This window comes from Achromobacter sp. FW305-C-28 (assembly GCF_058783235.1).
Genome location: NZ_JBYSYL010000008.1, coordinates 314,340 through 331,464 on the forward strand (window position 1 = coordinate 314,340; position 17,125 = coordinate 331,464).

Sequence of the window (17,125 nt, forward strand, 5' to 3'; positions counted from 1 at the left end):
GGCGCGCCTGGCGACGCGCCCCTTTCCAGGTAAGCCAAGGCGGCAAGCCTTGATCCGCCCACATCCTACCGCCTGACGGCGCACGGCCGCCACTGCCGCCCTGCCGCGGTGCCGATCATGCACCAATCTGGTTCACGCCGGCCCCCAACGATGGCGCCGCCCCGTGCGTCGCCCCGGGAGACCCTGCCATGTTTACAAGTTGGCACGCGTCTTGCTTGTGTCCCTGGTATGCAAGCTTGTCTACAAGCGCCCATCCCGCCGACCAGGAGTTCCGCATGACCGACCGCCCCGCGCCCTTTGCCTTCAACGCCACCCGCCGCAAGCTGATGCAGGGCGCCGCGCTGGGGGCCGCCGCGTTGGCCGCGCCCGCGCTGGTGCGCGCGCAATCCGGCCCGACCATCCGCATCGGCTACTGGCCGGTGGCAGCCGGGCTGCCGTTCTATGCCGCCATCGAAAAGGGCTACTTCAAGGAAGCCGGCCTGAATGTCGAGGCGCTGAAGTTCGCCGGCGCCCAGCAGGTCATGGAAGCCATGCTGGCCGGCCGCGCCGACGGCAGCGCCAATGGCACGGGTTCCGCCAACCTGGCCATCGGCGAGATCGCCTCGCCCGGCCTGTTCAAGATTTTTGCGTCCAACCCCAGCAACGCCAAGAACGTGCTGGACGAGTTCATCGTCGCGAAAGACAGTCCCATCCAATCCATCGCAGACCTCAAGGGGAAAAAGGTCGGTTCTGGACCCGGCATCCAGAATGCCACGCTGGCCAAAGCAGTGCTGGAGCGCGCCGGCGCAACCGGGGCAACCGTGGTCGAGTTGGCAATCAGCCAGCACGTCGCCGCGGTTGCCGCCGGCCAGTTGGACGCGTGCTACACGCTGGAACCCACGGGCACGGTCGGCCGCCTGAACGGCACCACCCGCGTGCTGGAAGCGGGCGTGATCGCCAAGTACGTGCTGGGCGATCCGATGGCGCCGTGGTTCGGCGGCTCGGCCTCGCTGACCACCGCGTTCCTGAAGAAGCATCCCGAGGAAAGCAAGAAATTCATCGCCGCGTACGCGCGCGGCATCGAGCTGATTCGCACCAAACCGGACGAGGCGCGCCCCTTCATGAAGGGCTACACCGCCATCGAAGGCCCCATGACCGACGCCGTGCCGCTGGCCGCCTACACGCTCTACAACGAGTTCACCCCCGGCGACATCCAGTACTTCCAGAAGTTCTTCGACCTGTTCGCCGACAAGGGCATCTTCGCGCAGAAGGTCGACGTGGCCTCGATGCTGTACAAGGGCTGAGCCATGGATGCGATCAACGCCAACCGCGCGCCCGGCGCACCGGCCGCCGCCGTGGCCGCCAAGCCGGCCGCCACGGTGACGCCCCCTGCCATCACTGGCGCGCCGACGTCACGCCCGCCGCGCAAATGGACCGCCACACGCCTGTTGCCGCTGATCGGCCCGCTGGCGCTGTTCGTGGTGTGGGACCTGGTGGTGCGGCTGCAACTGGTCAGCCCCGTGCTGCTGCCCACGCCGGGCGCCACGCTGGTGGCGCTGGCCAAGGGCATGGCAGGCGGCCCGCTGCTGGGCGATTTCCTGGCGTCCGTCAACCGCACGCTGCAAGCCTTCGTGATTGCCGGGGTGATCGGCGTGCCGCTGGGCGTGCTGCTGGGCAGCAACGAAAAGGCCTATCGCAGCGTGGAATTCCTGGTGGACTTCTTTCGCTCGACGCCGTCGTCCGCGCTGATTCCGCTGTTCCTGATGATCTTCGGCGTGACCGACATGAACAAGATCGCCATCGCCGCCTTCGCGGCCGTGCTGGTGATCCTGTTCAACAGCGCCTATGGCGTCATCAACGCCCGCAAGCAACGCGTGATGGCGGCGCGGGTCATGGGCGCTTCACGCTGGCAGATCTTCAAGGACGTGCTGATCTGGGAAAGCCTGCAGCCGACCTTCGTGGGCCTGCGCAGCGGCGTGTCGATGGCGCTGGTCATCGTGATCGTAGCCGAGATGTTCATCGGCGCCGACAGCGGGTTGGGCAATCGCATCATCAATGCCCAGCAGGTGCTGAACGTGCGCGAGATGTACGCGTCGATCCTGGCCGCAGGCGCCCTCGGCTATGTGCTGAACATTGTCTTTCTGGTGCTGGAAAAGCGCGTGGTCCACTGGAGCGGCCGATAACCATGTCCACTGTCATCAACCCCGTCATCGCCCCTGCCCCCGCGCCCGCGCCGTTCGAGCCGGGCCCGGCCGGCACGCACATCACGATTCGCGGCCTGACCAAGTATTTCGCCGGCTGGCCGCTGTACGAGAACTTCAACCTGGACATCCCCAAGGGCAAGATCGTCTCGGTGTTCGGTCCCAACGGCTGCGGCAAGTCCACGCTGATCAACATGATCGCGGGGCTCATCCCCATCGATGCCGGCGAGATCCTGTTCGACGGCAAGTCGCTGGCGCAGACCAAGATCGGCTACGTCTTCCAGAACTACCGCGAAGCCATGTTCCCGTGGCTGCGCACCATCGACAATATCGCCTATCCGTTGCGGCTGGAAGGCCGCAGCAAGGCCGAGGTCGACGCGCGGGTGGAAGAACTGGTGGCGTCGTTCGACGTCAAGTTCGATCTCAAACGCTATCCGTATGAACTGTCGGGCGGGCAGCAGCAGACCGCCTCGATCATGCGCGCGCTGGCCCCTGGCCCCGAAGTGCTGTTCCTGGACGAGCCGTTTTCCGCGCTGGATTTCGAGATGACGCTGTTCATCCGCGAAAAGCTGCAGGAAGTCTTCATGCAGACGGGCACCACCATGCTGCTGGTGTCGCACGATCTGGAAGAAGCCGTGTACCTGGCCGACCAGGTGCTGCTGCTGACCAAGCGGCCCACCCGCGTGGCCGAAATCCTGGACTACGGCGATGCCCGTCCCCGCACCGTCGAGACCCTGTCCGAACCCAACTTCATCGGCATGAAGAAACTGAGCCTGGAAATCTTCCAGCGCGAAGTGCGCCGCTAGTCATACCCGCCCTTTTCCGGAGAATCCGCCATGACCCAGGAAACCATCGATCAATACGTCCGCAGCGCACTGGCGCTGTCGGGCTATGCGCTGCGCGAGGCGGATACTGCCGACGTCGTGCAGCAGTTCTCGCGCATCCAGGACATCGCCGCCACGTTCATCGACGAGGCCTTGCCGGTGGAATTGGAATCGGCATCGGTGTTCCGCCCGTGAGCAGCGCCGTCCTGGAAATTGCGCGGCAGGTGCACAGCGGCGAACGCAGCGCCGTCGCGGTGCTGCAGGCCACGCTGGCCCGCGTGCGCGAGCTTGACCCGCAGTACAACGGCTTCACTGCCGTCGTCGAGGCCCGCGCCCGCGCCGAGGCCGCCGCCATCGACGCCCGACGTGCGCGCGGCGAGACTCTGCCGCCCCTGGCTGGCGTACCCTACGCGGTCAAGAACCTGTTCGACATCGCCGGCGAGACCACGCTGGCCGGCGGCCGCGTCAACGCCGGCAACCCGCCCGCGCCACGCGATGCCACGCTCGTGACGCGTCTGCGCGACGCCGGCGCCGTGCTGGTGGGCGCATTGAACATGGACGAACACGCCTACGGCTTCACCACTGAAAACACCCACTACGGCGCCTGCCGCAATCCGCACGACGTCACCCGCATCGCGGGCGGCTCATCGGGTGGCAGCGCCGCCGCGGTGGCCGGCGGCCTGGTGCCGCTGACGCTGGGGTCGGACACCAACGGCTCGATCCGCGTGCCCGCGTCACTGTGCGGCGTGTTCGGCCTGAAGCCCACCTTCGGCCGATTGGCGCGCACCGGGTCCTACCCCTTTGTCGGCAGCCTGGACCATCTGGGGCCCTTTGCCGCCGATGCCGCAGGCCTGGCCGCCGCCTACGACGCGCTGCAAGGCCCCGACCGCGACGACAACGCCTGCGCGCAACGCGCCGCGGAACCGACACTGGCCGGCCTGGCGTCGGACCGGCCGCTGCGCGTGGCGGTGCTGGGCGGCTACTTCGCCCACTGGACCGGCCCCGAGGCCCGCCTGGCCGTCGACATCGCCGCCCGCGCGCTGGGCGCCGTCGATACCGTGGAGCTGGCCGGCGCCGAGCAGGCCCGCGCCGCGGCCTTCATCATCACGGCGGCCGAAGGCGGTGCGCTGCATCGCCGCCGCCTCACCACGCAATACGACGACTACGAACCGCATTCCCGCGCCCGCCTGGCGGCCGGCAGCCTCGTGCCCGCAGCCTGGGTGCAGCAGGCGCAGCGCATCCGCCAACGCGTGTACCGCGAAGCCCTGGCGCTGTTCGACCACTACGACGTGCTGATCGCCCCCGCCACGCCCGTGCCCGCCACCGTGATCGGCACCGACAGCCTGACGCTGGCCGGCCGGCAGTTACCCGCGCGCGCCAGCATGGGCCTGTTGACCCAGCCGATCTCGTGCCTGGGCCTGCCTGTGTGCGCCGCGCCGACCTGGCCAGGCGTCGGCCGCGACGCGCACCTGCCGCTGGGCGTGCAATTGATCGGCGCGCCGTGGCGCGAAGCCGACTGCCTGCTGGCCGCACACCGGCTGGAGCAGGCCGGCGCGGCAGGCGTGCGCACCGTCACGGCCGCTGTAGCCGCCGCCCCAGCCGCCTCAGAGGCTGCGGCATAAATCCGCCCATCGACCGTCACCCCAGGCCCCCCCATGGACTCCCCATTCGCCGTCCTCGATACGCCCCGCAACCTGGCTGATGCCGCCTACGGCACGCTCAAGCGCGACATCCTGGATTTCCGGCTGGCGCCCGGCGACCGCTTCACCGAAACCGAGATCGCCGACCGCTTGCGCGTCAGCCGCACGCCGGTGCGCGAAGCCCTGTTCCGCCTGGAACGCGAGGGCTACCTGGAGGTCCGCCAGCGCAACGGCTGGCTGGTCAAGCCGCTGGACTTCGACACGCTGGACCACTTCTACGAACTGCGCAGCGTGCTGGAAACGGCGGCGGTGCGCACCCTGTGTGCACCAGGCCAGATTCCCGATCCCCTGCGCGCGCTGCAACCGCTGCTGGACACCTGGCTGGTGGATGCCGAAGACCATTCCCATGATGGCGAATGGTTGGCCAACCTGGACGAGCGCTTTCACATGGACCTGGTCGCCGCGGCCGGCAACCCCGAAATCGCGCGGGTGCACCGCGCGGCCACCGAGCGCATCCGCATCGTGCGGCAACTGGATTTCACCCAGCCTGAACGCATCGCCCGCACCTATGCCGAACACGGCGCCATCCTGACCGCCATCCTGCAACGCGATGCCGGGCAAGCGACCGCGCTGCTGCAAGCGCATATCGGCGACAGCCAGGCCGCCGTGCGCAAGATCACGCTGCATCGCATGTACGCCACGCGCCGCGCGCAGGCGGCCTAGGCGCTTCGGCATGACAACCGACACCGCGCAGCGAGCGGGCCTGCGCCCGCCGCCCGCGGCACCGTGTCGTTCAGCGCGGCCGCAGCCAGCGGTCCAGCCGCCGCGTGACGAACGGGATGCACACGTACACCATCACCGGCGTCAGGGCGACGCTGGTGATCAGTGCGCGCCAGAACACCGGCAGCACCGTGAGGTGTTCGCTGACCAGCAACGAGAACGCCAGCAGCACCGGAAAATACGCCAGCCAGATGCTGACCGCCTGCTTCCAGCGCGGCGGCGTGCTGCTGCTTTGCGTGCCGAACCAGGCGTCCATGCCGCTGACGCGGCGCGCATGGCTGGCGCGTACCAGGTTGGCGCCGCGTTCCAGCCACATGCGGCGCGGCAAGGACTTTTCCCAGCGCGTCAGGCTGGCCTCGTCGTTGAAACGCAGCACGATCTGGTACTGGTCGCCGCCTTCGGGCGGTTGCAGCACGCCCGACCCGAGAAAGCCGGGAAAGCCCGCGGCCAGGATTTCGCCCTGGCGCATCCAGGACAGGAAATCGCCGTAGCGTTCGGGCGTGATGTGACGGGTGACCAGCATGGTGACCGGGGCGGAAACTGCGGAACTGGACATGGCGGAACTCCTGGGGCAGCGTACAGCGTGTTATGCAGTGTTTACCCTAGCAAGCCGCATGCCAGCCTTGCAGCGCAGCATCTGCCCCGCAGCAAGAGCGATATTGACCACCGCCGCAGAAATTGCGCACCGCAGCAGACACCATATTGGTGATTACCCTAAATAACGCACCATGACGGTGCATGAGCAAGCAGGAATTCGATGGACATCAATCTGCCCGACGTCGTCGCCGAGGTCACCGCCGCTTTCGCCCGCTATGAAACCGCCCTGGTCAACAACCAGGTCGACGTACTGGACGAGCTGTTCTGGAACAGTCCCCACACCCTGCGCTATGGCGCCGGCGAAAACCTGTACGGCTACGACGCCATCCGCGCCTTCCGCGCGGGCCGCTCGCCGCAAGGCTTGGCGCGCCGCGTACTGCGCACGGCGATCACCACCTATGGCCGCGATTTCGCCACTGCCAACATCGAATTCCAGCGCGACGGCAGCGACCGCATCGGCCGCCAGAGCCAGACCTGGCTGCGCACGCCAGCGGGCTGGCGCGTGGTGTCGGCCCACGTCAGCCTGATGGCGGGCTGACCCGGCAGCAAGGCCTGACCCGCTTCAAGCCGCGCCATAACCTTATTGGCCCTATGGCATTGAGCCGTCACGAGGACAGGTCTACACTGGCCTTTCCCTAGTCCCCTGGAGCATCCGCCCTATGAGCACCTACAAGATCGCTGTCTTCGTCGGCAGCCTGCGCGCCGCGTCGATCAACCTGCGCCTGGCCCGTGCGCTGGAAAAACTGGTACCTGCGGACTTCAAGTTCGACTACGTCAGCCTGGGCGATGTGCCCCTGTACAACCAGGACAACGAGAACAACCTGCCCGCGCCCGCCGCCAAGCTCAAGCAGCAGATCCAGGACGCACAGGGCATCCTGTTCGTGTCGCCCGAGCACAACCGCTCGTTGCCCGCCGCCGTCAAGAACGCGATCGACTGGGGCTCGCGTCCGTGGGGCCAGAATTCCTGGACCGGTAAGGCCGTGGGCATCGTGGGCACCTCGCCCAGCGCCGCCGGCACCGCGCTCATGCAGCAGCACCTGCGCAACATCCTGGCTGCCGAAGGCGCCGCGGCCCTGACCACGCCGGAAGTCTTCCTGCAGTACACCGATGGCCTGGTCGACGATCAGTACAACATCACCAACGAAGGCACGCGCAAGTTCCTGCAAGGCTGGATCGACCGCTACGTCGACTGGATCAAGAAGTTCAACGCCTGATCGCCGCCGTGGCCGGGTCCGGGGCGCCTCCCCGCCCGGCACCGATCGCCCGCTTACCTCCGGGCGATCAAGCCCCCCGATACGTCGGGGGGTTTTTTTATGCGCGCGTCTTATCCCCCTGAACTGTGGAGAAGCTTGAGGACAGGTGTGGGGCAGTCTCGAAAAACCGTGTGGCGCCAAGCACTTGCGATAGCCGGTCAAAAATTGCGCAATCGTCCATTTGGCTCATTTTTGGGCCACTTATCCACTGCCATGGGGATGAATCGGGCCTTGCCAGACGTTGCCGCGCCGCCTCATGCCGCGGTTGTGCATTTGTCCCAGCATTCTGTGGACAAGCATGAGGACAGACTGAGGGCAGGTACATATTTCCCTTGCGCATCAATGACCTGCAAGGGGTGGTCAAGAAAGGCCCAAATCGGCGGGGGATGGCGCCATGTTGTCCCCGGGAAATGTGGATAAGGCTGAGGACAGCCTGCGGGCAGACGCAAAAATTCCTTTGCCAGCAAGACCTTGCGAGGGGCGGGCAATAAACGATCAGGCCGGGGCCCAGTCCGCATCCGCGGACCGGCATCCCGACGGCAGCCCATGGCGGCCCAAGCTTGTCCCCATGGAATGTGGACAAACCTCTGAACAGCCGCATGACAAGCTGAAAAACGCCTTATCCAACAATCACTTGGAATGAGCGCTCACAAAATGAGCAGACGCCCGGCAAGCCCGACCGCCTTCCGGGCATCCGCGCGGACACGTCCCGCGGCACAGCGTCCCGCCCGCGGCGCGGTCGTCAGCCTTCGTTGCCTTCCAGGCGCATGCCGATCTTCAACCCGACCTGCCAGTGGGCCACCTTGCCGTCCTTGATGTGGCCACGCACCTCGGTGACTTCGAACCAATCGAGATTGCGCAGGGTTTCGGATGCGCGCGCGATGGCCTGGGTGATGGCGTCGTCGGTGGACTTGGTGGAAGAGCCCACCAATTCGATCTGCTTGTAGACATGGTTCGACATAGCTCGTCTCCGGTGTAGAGGGGTGAGTCGCGAATCGTCGGCAGCGCGCGATGTTCCGGCGCTTACGACCGGCAATCCATTCGAACACCCAGGATACCTGCTGCGCGCTAGAGTGGTGTTACGAGTTCCGACGTCCGCGGCCTCGGTCGCGACCCGCCACTCGCTTTTCGCAACCGCTAGCAAGGAGGTCTCGTCATGCCAGAACGGAAAACCCTGCAACGCGCCTCGCGCGACAAGCAGCAAGGCAAATCGGCATCCACCCAGGCCGGCGAATTCGTCCGCGACGAAATCGACCGCGTCCGCAAAGGCAAGCACGGCGTGCGCTCGACCAAGCAGGCCATCGCCATCGGCCTGTCGCAGGCGCGCCGCGCCGGCGTCGCCCTGCCCGCCCCCAAGAAGGCCAGCGCCGCCACCCAACGCAAGGCGGAACAAGACAGCCAGGCCGCCCACGACGGCCACGCCAAGTCCGCCACGCGCGCCCGCGCCACGACGCGCGCCCTGAAGCAGGAAAGCACCAAGCCGGCCTCCAAGGCCGCGTTGTCGCGCCATGCCAGCAAGGCGGCCACATCGCGCACCGCCGCGGAGCGCTCGGCTGCCGCCAAGAAAGCCGCGGCCACCAAGGGCGCGGCGGGCCGTTCCGCTGCGGCCAAAAAGGCGGCGCGCACCCGGGCGGCGAATGCACGAGCCGCCGCGCATCATTGATGCCTGGCAGCGTTGCCGGGCAATGCTTGCTGCCGCATCACTGCCCGGTTTCTACGCCCGCCTCGAAGTCGCGCAAGCGCGCCTGCAGAAACTCGCGCAAGCGCTTGACCGTCGGCGACAGCAGCATGCGGTGCACGCACAAGAGGTACAGCGGCGACGGCTCGCTGGCGTAGTCGGGCAGCGCCTCGACCAGCCGGCCGGCGCGCAGGTCGCCCAGCACGTCGTAGCGCGACTTGTAGGCCACGCCGTGCCCGGCCAGCGCCCAGCGCCGCACCAGGTCGCCGTCGTCGCCAACGCGGTCGCCCTTGACCGGCACCACCTGGCTGGCGCCGCCGCGCTCGAACATCCAGCGGTCATGCAGCGATTCGCCCAGCACGAAACACAGGCAGTTGTGGCGGCGCAGGTCGGCCGGCGCCTGCGGCATGCCATGGCGCGCGAAATACGCGGGCGATGCGCACACCACCCGGCGGTTGTGCTCGCCCAGCGGCAGCGCCACCAGGCTGGAATCGTTGGGCGTGCCGTAGCGCAGGGCAATATCGACCGGCTGCCGGTACAGGTCGGCCAGCCGGTCGCTGATGCGCACCTGGAAGCTCACGCGCGGATGGCGCAGCTGGAATTCGTCCAGCCAGGGCAGCAGCACATTGCGGCCCAGGTCCGACGGAATCGACACCGACAAGGTGCCCGAAATCGCGGTCTTGTCGCGTGCCAGCGCATTCTGGCCCGCCTGCAAGGTCGACAGCGCGGCGCGCGCATATTCCAGGTAGCGCTCGCCGTCGCTGGTCAGGCGCAGGCTGCGCGTGGACCGCACGAACAGCCGTGTTTCCAGCGTCAGTTCCAGCCGCTTGAGCGCCGCGCTGGCGACCGCGGGCGTCAGGTCCAGCTCGCGCGCCGCCGCTGAAAAACTGCCGTGATCCGCCGCCGCGACAAAGATCCGCAGGTCTTCAAACCGAAGCATGATGGGCTCATTTTCAAAAAATTATTGAAACTGAGTCCGATGCTAGCCGGTTTTTCATTGTCCGCGGACAGGTAATCATGGCCATACCCCCCCGAACCTGCAATGGAGTCCCCCATGAAAATCGAACTGAACGGCAAGAAGGCCCTGGTCACCGGATCGTCCGGCGGCATCGGCCTGGCCATCGCCCAGGGCCTGGCCGAGGCCGGTGCACAAGTCGTACTGCATGGCCGCAACGCCGATAAGCTCAAGCAGGCCGCCGACGCCATCGCGCGCCAATATCCCGCCGCGCAGGTCAGCACCGTGCAGGCCGACATCGCGACCGCCGACGGCGCCGCCTCGATCTGCGCCGCGCATCCCGACATCGACATCCTGGTCAACAACGCTGGCTTCTTCGAGCCCAAGTCGTTCACGGAAATCACCGACGACGACTGGCAGACCATGCTGGACACCAACGTCATGAGCGGCGTGCGCCTGTCTCGCTACTACCTGCCGCGCATGCTGGCCGCCAACTGGGGCCGCATTGTCTTCATTTCCAGCGAATCGGCGCTGCACATCCCCACCGAAATGATCCACTACGGCGTCAGCAAGACCGCGCTGCTGGCCGTGTCGCGCGGCCTGGCGGAATTGACGGCGGGCACCGGCGTCACCGTCAACGCGGTGCTGCCCGGCCCCACGCGTTCGGAAGGCGTGGCCGACTTCTTCGCCGAAATGGCCAGGGAACAGGGCGTGTCGCAAGACCAGATGGAACGCGACTTCATCGCCCAGCACCGCCCCAGCTCGCTGCTGCGCCGCCTGGCCACCGTGGAAGAAGCCGCCAACATGGTCGTGTACGCCTGCTCGAAACAGGCATCGGCCACCAACGGCGCCGCGTTGCGCGTCGATGGCGGCGTGGTGCGCACCATCGCCTGATCCCCCCTTTTCGAACCCTGACTCATCGAGCCCCCATGAAAGCCATCGCCTACTTCCAGAACCTGCCCGCCAACGATCCCCAATCGCTGCAGGACATCACCGCCGCCGACCCCGCGCCCGGCGACCACGACCTGCTGGTCGAGGTCAAGGCCATATCCGTCAACCCGGTGGACGTGAAGATCCGCGCCAACCGCAAGCCCAAGGACGGCCAGCCCGAAATCATCGGCTGGGACGCCGCCGGCATCGTGCGCGCCGTCGGCGCCAAGACCAGCCTGTTCAAGCCCGGCGACCGCGTCTGGTATGCCGGCGCCCTGACGCGCCCCGGCGCCAATAGCGAGCTGCACGTGGTGGACGAGCGCATCGTCGGCCGCATGCCGCAAAGCCTGGACTTCGCCCAGGCGGCCGCCCTGCCGCTGACCACCATCACCGCGTGGGAACTGCTGTTCGACCGCCTGCGCGTGCTGGACAACGCCGCCCCCAGCCAGGGCACCTTGCTGGTCATCGGCGCGGCGGGCGGCGTAGGGTCCATCCTGGTCCAGCTGGCCCGCCAACTGACCGGCCTGACCGTCATCGGCACCGCGTCGCGGCCCGAAACCCAGGCGTGGGTGCGCGAGCTGGGCGCCCACCATGTCATTGACCACAGCAAGCCGCTGACCGAAGAACTCAAGCGCATCGGCTATCCGCAAGTGAGCTTCATTGCTGGCCTGAACCAGACCGACAAGCACTTCGCGCAGATGGCCGAGGCCGTCGCCCCGCAAGGCAAGATCGCCCTGATCGACGATCCCGCGGCCATCGACGTGCGCCTGCTCAAGGGCAAGTCGGCCTCGCTGCACTGGGAATTCATGTTCGCGCGCCCGCTGCATGGCACGCCCGACCTGATCGCCCAGCACGAACTGCTGAACCAGGCCGCACGGCTGATCGACAACGGCACCCTGCGCACCACGCTGGGCGAGCACTACGGCAAGATCAACGCCGAAAACCTGCGCCGCGCGCACGCCTTCATCGAAAGCGGCAAGGCCCAGGGCAAGGTAGTGCTGGAAGGCTTCTGACACCCACCCGCCCGTTTCAGAAACGACGCGGGCGGGCCCTGAAAAAAATAGGACGGCTGTCTCGCATTGCCGTAAAGAAAGAGGTACAAACTCGACTGCGCGCGGCAGGCTTTCGGCTTGTCGCCGCGTTTTCAGGAGTTTGCTCTGATCTGTCACCTGTTCGGCCAAGCCGCGGAACCCATGCTCTGGGGCATGGTGGCGTTCGCCTTGCTGATGCTGCGGCTGGTCCCCCTGCAAGGGTGGAAAGCGGCCGTCGTCGCCGGGGTCACCGCCGGGCTGGTGTTCGACACGATCCAGTTCCGGGTCGGCCCGCCGCGCATGTGGGATTCGCTGGTGCTGGGGTCGGTGCTGGCCGCCCTGCTGGTGGCCGCCGTGCTGGAAGGGCTGTTCCTGCTGCTGCAGCGGTTGCGCGCCCGCAGCCTGCGGTCCCGGACCTGACCCGCAAGGCAGGCTATGCCGCCCCCGTCGGCGGCGCGGTTACATCCCGTTGACGCCGCTGCAAGCTTCTTCACAGAGCTTGATCAAATCCCGTTAAAAAACGCTGGCCGCCGGCATCAGAATGCCGAATGTCCGGCCGCCCGACGGCCGTGGACTCCCTTCGGAGATCGATCCATGAAAACCGCCCGAGCCGCCGTGCTCATGTCCCTGGCGGCCCTCTGCGCAGGCTGCGCCGACGGCACCGCCATCCCCACCGGCAACCGCTACGCGCCGTCGCTGGCGTCGTCGGTACGGCTGTATTCCGACCCGCCGCATGCGCCTTATGAAGTCGTGGGCCTGGTCAAGGCCGAAAGCTCGGCCGGCATCAGCGCGCAGGAATCGATGGAATACGCCATCGAGGAACTGAAGAAACAGGCCGCCAGCCTGGGGGCCAACGGCGTCCTGCTGACCGGCAATGGCGCACGCGTCACGGGTACCGACACCACCACGACCTACGACAAGCACAGCCGCCACGCCAGCAGCAGCGACGTCACCGCCCAATTCGTGGAAGGCCGCGCCATCGTCGTGAAATAGGCGGGATGCGGCGGCGTCGTTGACGGCGCGGGCCGTTGGTACGGATCAATCACCCGCCCTGTTCGGCCTGGGCGCAGACCGCGCCGGGTCAGGCCTGGCCCTCGCGCTTGGCGCGGGCATGGGGGTCGCTGATCTCGGCATCCAATTGAGCGATCAGCCAATCGAACCAGCCATTCTCGGTGCGCGCATACACCACCGCGGACGGCGTCTTGCCTTCACGCCAGCCCGGCTGATGCGCATCCATCCAGGCGGACAGGCTCTTGTGCGGCGCCAGCAGGCCGGACAGCCACGACCACACGTATTCCGGCACGTTGCGCCGAAAGCCCTTGGCGCTGGCGTAGATCGTCGGCTCAAGCGGCAGGTTGCCCGAGCGGGCCAGCTTGGCCTGGACCCGGCGCAGCGTCTCGGCCGCGGCCTGCAATTGTTCGGTGCTGAGCTTTTTCACGTAACGACTCCTGGACTGGTTTTGCCGGATTATCGCCGTAGCAGCGGGCGCTTGCCAGCGGACATTCACACCGGCCGGCAGATTCAACGGGGCGGTTGCAGCGCCAGCAGCAGGGTCGCGCTGAAACGCGAGCCGGGCTCCAGCACTTGCAGGCCGGTACGAGTGTCCCCCGCCGCCGCCAGATTGAAGGCATCCGCCACGTTGGTCACGGGTTCAACGCACAGGAACGACGAGCCCGGCGCCGTGTACACCACCAGGTGCGCGAAGGCCGGATCGGCGTGCAGCGCCAGTTCGTGTCCATCCGGCCAATGCAGCGTGGCACGCCCGCCCCATTGCGACAGATAGGTATCGCAGCCCGCGGCCGACCAACCCAACTCGCGCACATGGGTGGTCTGGCTGCCCGTGGGCAAGCCATCGGCATCCGCCGGCCAGTGGCGGCGCGCATGCAGCGACACCCGCTCGGCCGTGAAATAGGGATGAATGCCGCAGCCGAACGGCATCGGTGAATCGCCTTTGTTGATCATCAGCAGCGTCAGCGACAGGCCGCGCGAGTCCAGCCGATAGCGCTGCACGCATTCAAATGCCCAAGGCCAACCCAGCACGCCGGCGGGCTGGTCCAGCACCAGATCCACCGCATCGTCGGCCAGGTGGCGTACCTGCCAGGCCTGGTACAAAGCGCTGCCGTGAATGGCTAGCGGCCGTCCCGGCAACGACTGCAAGGGATGCCGCGCACCGTTGAAGGTAAACACGCCATCGCGCACCCGGTTGGAATACGGCGCCAGCGGATAGGAACCCGCGCGCGGCCACTTCGCAGGTGGCCATTCGGATTCGGCCAACGGCACGATCCAGTCGTGCGCGTCGGTCGACAGGCGCGTCAGGCGCCCGCCGCCCCCCGGCGCGAACTCGGCGCGATGGGGGCCAAAGGCAATCGTCACCCGCTCGCTGGCATCCAGCGGCGCGGGAAAAGGCAGGTCGGACATCGGGGGCTCCCGCGGCGCGGCAACGGCCGCGTGGCGCCATTGTGCATGTCCGGGTCTGACGGGGGCAAGCCGGGCGGGCCGACAGGCTGGCTGGCTTGGCTGATTGGTCGCCTGGGTGTCTCTGCTTGCATGCGGGCCTGCTTGCCTGCCTGCCTGCCCGGTCAGGCCAACGCCTTGGCCCGGACAGGCGACTCGGGCAGGCAGCCCAATCCGCGCAAGGTCGCCTCCACGGCCTCATCCAGCGGCGTCAGCGGTTCCGCGCCCAACAGCTCGACCAGCCGCGCATTGTCCATGCGCAGCGGCTGGCGCCACAGATACCGCATTTCCATCAGCTCGCGCAGCGTCGGCACGAACGGCGCGGCCAGCCGCAGCAGCCACCACGGAAACGCGCGCACTCGCGGCCGAACGCCATGACGCCCTGCCACCCGCACGATCGCGGCCGACATCTGCGTGCCGTCCGCATCCCAATGCCCCGCCATATGAAATGCCGCGAACGGCGTCAAGGCGTCGCGGCGCGCCAATACCTCCACCAACGTGCGCGCCACGTCCGGCAGATAGCTCCATTGATGCCCCACCCCACGCGCGCCTGGCGCCTGCACCACGGTCACCGGCCGCCCCGGTTTCACCAACCCTTGCGAGAACCAGTTGTTGCCGGCGCGCGGCCCGAAAAAATCGCCCGCCCGCAACACAATCACACGCACGCCGCGGCCGCTGGCCACCTGCAGCCGATGTTCCAGTTCCACCCGGATCGCCCCCTTGCGGGTCTGCGGATGCTGCGGCGAGCTTTCCGTCAGCACCGGATACGCATCCGGCCCGTAGTTGTAGATCGTGCCCGGCAGCACGATGGTGGCACCCTGCGCCTGCGCCACCGAGATCGTGTTGTCGATCATTGGCAGCACCAGCTCGCCCCAGCGGCGGTAGCCCGGCGGATTCACGGCATGCACGATCACCTCGCACCCCATCGCCGCCCGCGCCACGTCCTGCCGGTTCATCGCGTCGCCGCGCAGCCACGTCATGCCGTCCTGCTGCGCCGTTTCCGTCGCCAGCCCTCGCGCCAGGGCGCGCACGCCCCAACCGGCATCGCGCAACTGGCGCGCCGTTTCACCGCCCACCCCGCCGGTGGCGCCCAACACCAGTGCCGTGCCTGGCCGCTGCGCCTGAATCATCGTTGCCATGCTCATGGTCTTGCTCCTGTCGTCCCATGGCAAACATTCTGGTGCCGAGCTAGCAATAAATAAATTGCTGAACCTTGCCTAGCAGCTATACATTTATGCATGACCAACACGATCGGCTGGGAACTCTACCGCAGCTTTCTGGCCGTCCTGGCCGAAGGCTCGCTGTCCGGCGCCGCACGCGCCCTGGGCATCACCCAGCCCACGGTGGGCCGCCACATCGCCGCCCTGGAAAGCGCCCTGGGCCAGGTGCTGTTCACCCGGTCGCAAACCGGCCTGCTCGCCACCGACGCCGCCCTGTCGCTGCGCGGCTACGCCGAAGCCATGCAGAGCAACGCCGCCGCACTGGAACGCGCCGCGTCCGGCCACGGCCCAGGCGTCACCGGCACCGTCCGCATCTCGGCCAGCGAAGTCATCGGCATCGAAGTGCTGCCGCCGGTCCTGGCGCAACTGCGGCGCGATCATCCCGGCCTGACCCTTGAACTGGCGCCCACCAACAGCGTGCAGAACCTGCTGCTGCGCGAAGCCGACATCGCCGTGCGCATGGCCCCACCCAAGCAGGAACAGCTGATCGCCCGCTCGGTCGGCGCCGTCGACATCGGCCTGTTCGCCCACAAAGACTACCTGCGCCGCCATGGCACCCCCACCCAGCCCAGAGACCTGGCCAGCCACGCCCTGATCGGCTACGACGCACTGACGCCCTTTCTGCGCGAAGCCGGCAAACGCTTCCCCATCCCCTGGCACCGCGACGCCTTCGCGCTGCGTGCCGACAGCGACCTGGCGCAACTGGCGCTGATTCGCGCCGGCGCCGGCATCGGCGTCTGCCAGGCCGCCTTGGCCCGGCGCGACAAGGCCCTGGTGCGCGTGCTGCCGCGCCAGGCTGCCTTTCCCCTGGAAACGTGGATCACCATGCACGAAGACCTGCGCGCCAGCCCGCGCTGCAAAGTGGTGTTCGACGCGCTGGTCGCCTGCCTGCTGGCGCATACGGGCGCGGCCAATATCAGACCGATGCGACATCACCACCCAGCGAAATAGGACTGATCGGATATACTGTTTATTCATACAGTACATAGACCGCACGGGAGGCCCGACCATGACCAGTCTGATCAACACCCCGCCCCCACGCAGCATCTGGCTCAGCGCCTTCCCGCGCCTGGCCGGCGTGAAAAACGGCGACTACCTGCCGCTGGGCCGCCTGCAAGAGGCCACCGGCCTGGAAAGCGGCCCCAAGCTGCGCGACGTCCTGGCCGCCGCCGAACGCGAAGGCCTGCTCCTGATCGACCGCGGCGCCACGCCCGCCAGCTACCGCGCCACCTACGCGCTCGAACGCCAGGTCACCCTGTTCGCGGCCGATTGAGACACCGTGGCCACATCCGACGCCTCGACCGATAGAGTGCTAACGATCACTTGCAATGCTGTTACATCCGGGGAAATAGAATCCTCGGGAATGCAAGACAAGGAGAAGACCATGCAAGAAGAAACCACCAAGCCCGAACCCACCCGCCGCCGCTGGCCGTTCGGCTACGGCCAGGAAGCCAAGATCGGCTGTTGAATCCGCCCCTGGCGGACATGTCGTAGCACGCGTCTGGCAGGGCCTATCCGGGATTTTGTGGGCGGGGCATATCATGAGGACTAAAGATCATGGATATGCCGATGAAGAAGAAACG

The 17,125-nt window shown here is 67.1% G+C and carries 21 protein-coding genes; 15 read left to right on the forward strand and 6 right to left on the reverse strand.

Features of this window, described 5'->3' with window-relative positions; all coding sequences use genetic code 11:
- The first annotated feature begins 275 nt into the window (after positions 1 to 275).
- Genes AC3WMR_RS20720 through AC3WMR_RS20745 form a run of 6 tightly spaced genes read left to right on the forward strand, consistent with a single transcriptional unit; the run spans position 276 to position 5,367 of the window.
- On the forward strand, positions 276 to 1,283 hold the full coding sequence (locus AC3WMR_RS20720) for an ABC transporter substrate-binding protein (RefSeq protein ID WP_492264531.1): 1,008 nt from the start codon (positions 276 to 278) through the stop codon (positions 1,281 to 1,283).
- A 3-nt stretch (positions 1,284 to 1,286) separates the two neighbouring features.
- Positions 1,287 to 2,162 carry an ABC transporter permease gene (locus tag AC3WMR_RS20725; protein WP_492264530.1) on the forward strand — a complete coding sequence of 292 codons (876 nt, stop codon included), beginning with the start codon at positions 1,287 to 1,289 and terminating at the stop codon, positions 2,160 to 2,162.
- A gap of 2 nt (positions 2,163 to 2,164) precedes the next feature.
- Positions 2,165 to 2,986: an ABC transporter ATP-binding protein gene (locus AC3WMR_RS20730; protein ID WP_492264529.1), complete on the forward strand. Its 822-nt coding sequence runs from the start codon at positions 2,165 to 2,167 to the stop codon at positions 2,984 to 2,986.
- A 30-nt stretch (positions 2,987 to 3,016) separates the two neighbouring features.
- Entirely contained in the window at positions 3,017 to 3,199 is a 183-nt protein-coding gene (locus tag AC3WMR_RS20735; protein ID WP_492264528.1) for a DUF4089 domain-containing protein, read from the forward strand.
- A complete protein-coding gene (locus AC3WMR_RS20740; protein ID WP_492264527.1) occupies positions 3,196 to 4,626 on the forward strand; it encodes an AtzE family amidohydrolase in 1,431 nt (476 codons plus the stop codon). The genes AC3WMR_RS20735 and AC3WMR_RS20740 overlap by 4 nt, the downstream gene beginning before the upstream one ends.
- A 33-nt stretch (positions 4,627 to 4,659) precedes the next feature.
- Positions 4,660 to 5,367, forward strand: coding sequence for a GntR family transcriptional regulator (locus AC3WMR_RS20745; protein WP_492264526.1), 708 nt, complete (start codon positions 4,660 to 4,662; stop codon positions 5,365 to 5,367).
- A 70-nt stretch (positions 5,368 to 5,437) separates the two neighbouring features.
- Here the strand turns inward: AC3WMR_RS20745 and AC3WMR_RS20750 are convergent, their stop codons facing one another.
- Entirely contained in the window at positions 5,438 to 5,980 is a 543-nt protein-coding gene (locus AC3WMR_RS20750; protein ID WP_025138016.1) for an antibiotic biosynthesis monooxygenase, read from the reverse strand.
- A gap of 201 nt (positions 5,981 to 6,181) precedes the next feature.
- Here AC3WMR_RS20750 and hpxZ point away from each other — a divergent pair, with 201 nt between their 5' ends.
- The gene (gene hpxZ / locus AC3WMR_RS20755; protein WP_492264525.1) at positions 6,182 to 6,559 is read left to right on the forward strand and encodes an oxalurate catabolism protein HpxZ; all 378 of its coding nucleotides are present in this window, start codon (positions 6,182 to 6,184) and stop codon (positions 6,557 to 6,559) included.
- A 121-nt stretch (positions 6,560 to 6,680) separates the two neighbouring features.
- Positions 6,681 to 7,235 carry an NADPH-dependent FMN reductase gene (locus AC3WMR_RS20760; RefSeq protein WP_025138018.1) on the forward strand — a complete coding sequence of 185 codons (555 nt, stop codon included), beginning with the start codon at positions 6,681 to 6,683 and terminating at the stop codon, positions 7,233 to 7,235.
- A gap of 781 nt (positions 7,236 to 8,016) precedes the next feature.
- Here AC3WMR_RS20760 and AC3WMR_RS20765 read toward each other — a convergent pair.
- Positions 8,017 to 8,235: a dodecin gene (locus tag AC3WMR_RS20765; protein ID WP_025138019.1), complete on the reverse strand. Its 219-nt coding sequence runs from the start codon at positions 8,233 to 8,235 to the stop codon at positions 8,017 to 8,019.
- Between the two features lie 195 nt (positions 8,236 to 8,430).
- On the opposite strand from AC3WMR_RS20765, the gene AC3WMR_RS20770 reads away from it, so the two are divergent.
- Positions 8,431 to 8,937, forward strand: coding sequence for a DUF6496 domain-containing protein (locus AC3WMR_RS20770; protein ID WP_492264524.1), 507 nt, complete (start codon positions 8,431 to 8,433; stop codon positions 8,935 to 8,937).
- 37 nt (positions 8,938 to 8,974) lie between these two features.
- Here AC3WMR_RS20770 and AC3WMR_RS20775 read toward each other — a convergent pair whose 3' ends face one another.
- The gene (locus AC3WMR_RS20775; protein WP_492264523.1) at positions 8,975 to 9,892 is read right to left on the reverse strand and encodes a LysR family transcriptional regulator; all 918 of its coding nucleotides are present in this window, start codon (positions 9,890 to 9,892) and stop codon (positions 8,975 to 8,977) included.
- Between the two features lie 114 nt (positions 9,893 to 10,006).
- Between AC3WMR_RS20775 and AC3WMR_RS20780 the strand changes: the two genes are divergently transcribed.
- From AC3WMR_RS20780 to AC3WMR_RS20795, 4 genes are all read left to right on the forward strand, one after another.
- Positions 10,007 to 10,801: an SDR family NAD(P)-dependent oxidoreductase gene (locus tag AC3WMR_RS20780; RefSeq protein WP_492264522.1), complete on the forward strand. Its 795-nt coding sequence runs from the start codon at positions 10,007 to 10,009 to the stop codon at positions 10,799 to 10,801.
- Positions 10,802 to 10,836: 35 nt separating this feature from the next.
- Entirely contained in the window at positions 10,837 to 11,850 is a 1,014-nt protein-coding gene (locus AC3WMR_RS20785; RefSeq protein WP_492264521.1) for a zinc-binding alcohol dehydrogenase family protein, read from the forward strand.
- 117 nt (positions 11,851 to 11,967) lie between these two features.
- Positions 11,968 to 12,288, forward strand: a complete 321-nt coding sequence (locus AC3WMR_RS20790) for a hypothetical protein (protein ID WP_492264520.1) — start codon at positions 11,968 to 11,970, stop codon at positions 12,286 to 12,288.
- A 174-nt stretch (positions 12,289 to 12,462) separates the two neighbouring features.
- Entirely contained in the window at positions 12,463 to 12,861 is a 399-nt protein-coding gene (locus tag AC3WMR_RS20795; protein ID WP_157838807.1) for a hypothetical protein, read from the forward strand.
- Between the two features lie 88 nt (positions 12,862 to 12,949).
- On the opposite strand, the gene AC3WMR_RS20800 is transcribed toward AC3WMR_RS20795, so the two are convergent.
- The 3 genes from AC3WMR_RS20800 to AC3WMR_RS20810 form a co-directional block, all read right to left on the reverse strand.
- The gene (locus tag AC3WMR_RS20800; protein WP_492264519.1) at positions 12,950 to 13,306 is read right to left on the reverse strand and encodes a hypothetical protein; all 357 of its coding nucleotides are present in this window, start codon (positions 13,304 to 13,306) and stop codon (positions 12,950 to 12,952) included.
- A gap of 83 nt (positions 13,307 to 13,389) precedes the next feature.
- Positions 13,390 to 14,286: an aldose epimerase family protein gene (locus AC3WMR_RS20805; RefSeq protein ID WP_492264518.1), complete on the reverse strand. Its 897-nt coding sequence runs from the start codon at positions 14,284 to 14,286 to the stop codon at positions 13,390 to 13,392.
- Between the two features lie 161 nt (positions 14,287 to 14,447).
- Complete coding sequence (locus AC3WMR_RS20810) at positions 14,448 to 15,467, reverse strand: NAD-dependent epimerase/dehydratase family protein (protein ID WP_492264517.1); 1,020 nt, start codon at positions 15,465 to 15,467, stop codon at positions 14,448 to 14,450.
- 93 nt (positions 15,468 to 15,560) lie between these two features.
- Between AC3WMR_RS20810 and AC3WMR_RS20815 the strand changes: the two genes are divergently transcribed.
- Both AC3WMR_RS20815 and AC3WMR_RS20820 read left to right on the forward strand, forming a co-directional pair.
- Positions 15,561 to 16,493, forward strand: coding sequence for a LysR family transcriptional regulator (locus tag AC3WMR_RS20815; protein ID WP_492264516.1), 933 nt, complete (start codon positions 15,561 to 15,563; stop codon positions 16,491 to 16,493).
- Between the two features lie 58 nt (positions 16,494 to 16,551).
- Positions 16,552 to 16,815 (forward strand): hypothetical protein, encoded by a 264-nt coding sequence (locus AC3WMR_RS20820; protein WP_025138028.1) that lies wholly within the window; start codon positions 16,552 to 16,554, stop codon positions 16,813 to 16,815.
- Positions 16,816 to 17,125 lie beyond the last annotated feature (310 nt).

Coding starts and splice junctions, on each gene's coding strand:
- AC3WMR_RS20805 (WP_492264518.1), bottom strand. CDS start 14,286: ATGTCCGACCTGCCTTTTCCCGCGCCGCTGGATGCCAGCGAGCGGGTG.
- AC3WMR_RS20735 (WP_492264528.1), top strand. CDS start 3,017: ATGACCCAGGAAACCATCGATCAATACGTCCGCAGCGCACTGGCGCTG.
- AC3WMR_RS20725 (WP_492264530.1), top strand. CDS start 1,287: ATGGATGCGATCAACGCCAACCGCGCGCCCGGCGCACCGGCCGCCGCC.
- AC3WMR_RS20765 (WP_025138019.1), bottom strand. CDS start 8,235: ATGTCGAACCATGTCTACAAGCAGATCGAATTGGTGGGCTCTTCCACC.
- AC3WMR_RS20730 (WP_492264529.1), top strand. CDS start 2,165: ATGTCCACTGTCATCAACCCCGTCATCGCCCCTGCCCCCGCGCCCGCG.
- AC3WMR_RS20775 (WP_492264523.1), bottom strand. CDS start 9,892: ATGCTTCGGTTTGAAGACCTGCGGATCTTTGTCGCGGCGGCGGATCAC.
- AC3WMR_RS20820 (WP_025138028.1), top strand. CDS start 16,552: ATGACCAGTCTGATCAACACCCCGCCCCCACGCAGCATCTGGCTCAGC.
- AC3WMR_RS20810 (WP_492264517.1), bottom strand. CDS start 15,467: ATGAGCATGGCAACGATGATTCAGGCGCAGCGGCCAGGCACGGCACTG.
- AC3WMR_RS20795 (WP_157838807.1), top strand. CDS start 12,463: ATGAAAACCGCCCGAGCCGCCGTGCTCATGTCCCTGGCGGCCCTCTGC.
- AC3WMR_RS20785 (WP_492264521.1), top strand. CDS start 10,837: ATGAAAGCCATCGCCTACTTCCAGAACCTGCCCGCCAACGATCCCCAA.
- AC3WMR_RS20745 (WP_492264526.1), top strand. CDS start 4,660: ATGGACTCCCCATTCGCCGTCCTCGATACGCCCCGCAACCTGGCTGAT.
- AC3WMR_RS20780 (WP_492264522.1), top strand. CDS start 10,007: ATGAAAATCGAACTGAACGGCAAGAAGGCCCTGGTCACCGGATCGTCC.
- AC3WMR_RS20815 (WP_492264516.1), top strand. CDS start 15,561: ATGACCAACACGATCGGCTGGGAACTCTACCGCAGCTTTCTGGCCGTC.
- AC3WMR_RS20760 (WP_025138018.1), top strand. CDS start 6,681: ATGAGCACCTACAAGATCGCTGTCTTCGTCGGCAGCCTGCGCGCCGCG.
- AC3WMR_RS20750 (WP_025138016.1), bottom strand. CDS start 5,980: ATGTCCAGTTCCGCAGTTTCCGCCCCGGTCACCATGCTGGTCACCCGT.
- AC3WMR_RS20770 (WP_492264524.1), top strand. CDS start 8,431: ATGCCAGAACGGAAAACCCTGCAACGCGCCTCGCGCGACAAGCAGCAA.
- AC3WMR_RS20720 (WP_492264531.1), top strand. CDS start 276: ATGACCGACCGCCCCGCGCCCTTTGCCTTCAACGCCACCCGCCGCAAG.
- hpxZ (WP_492264525.1), top strand. CDS start 6,182: ATGGACATCAATCTGCCCGACGTCGTCGCCGAGGTCACCGCCGCTTTC.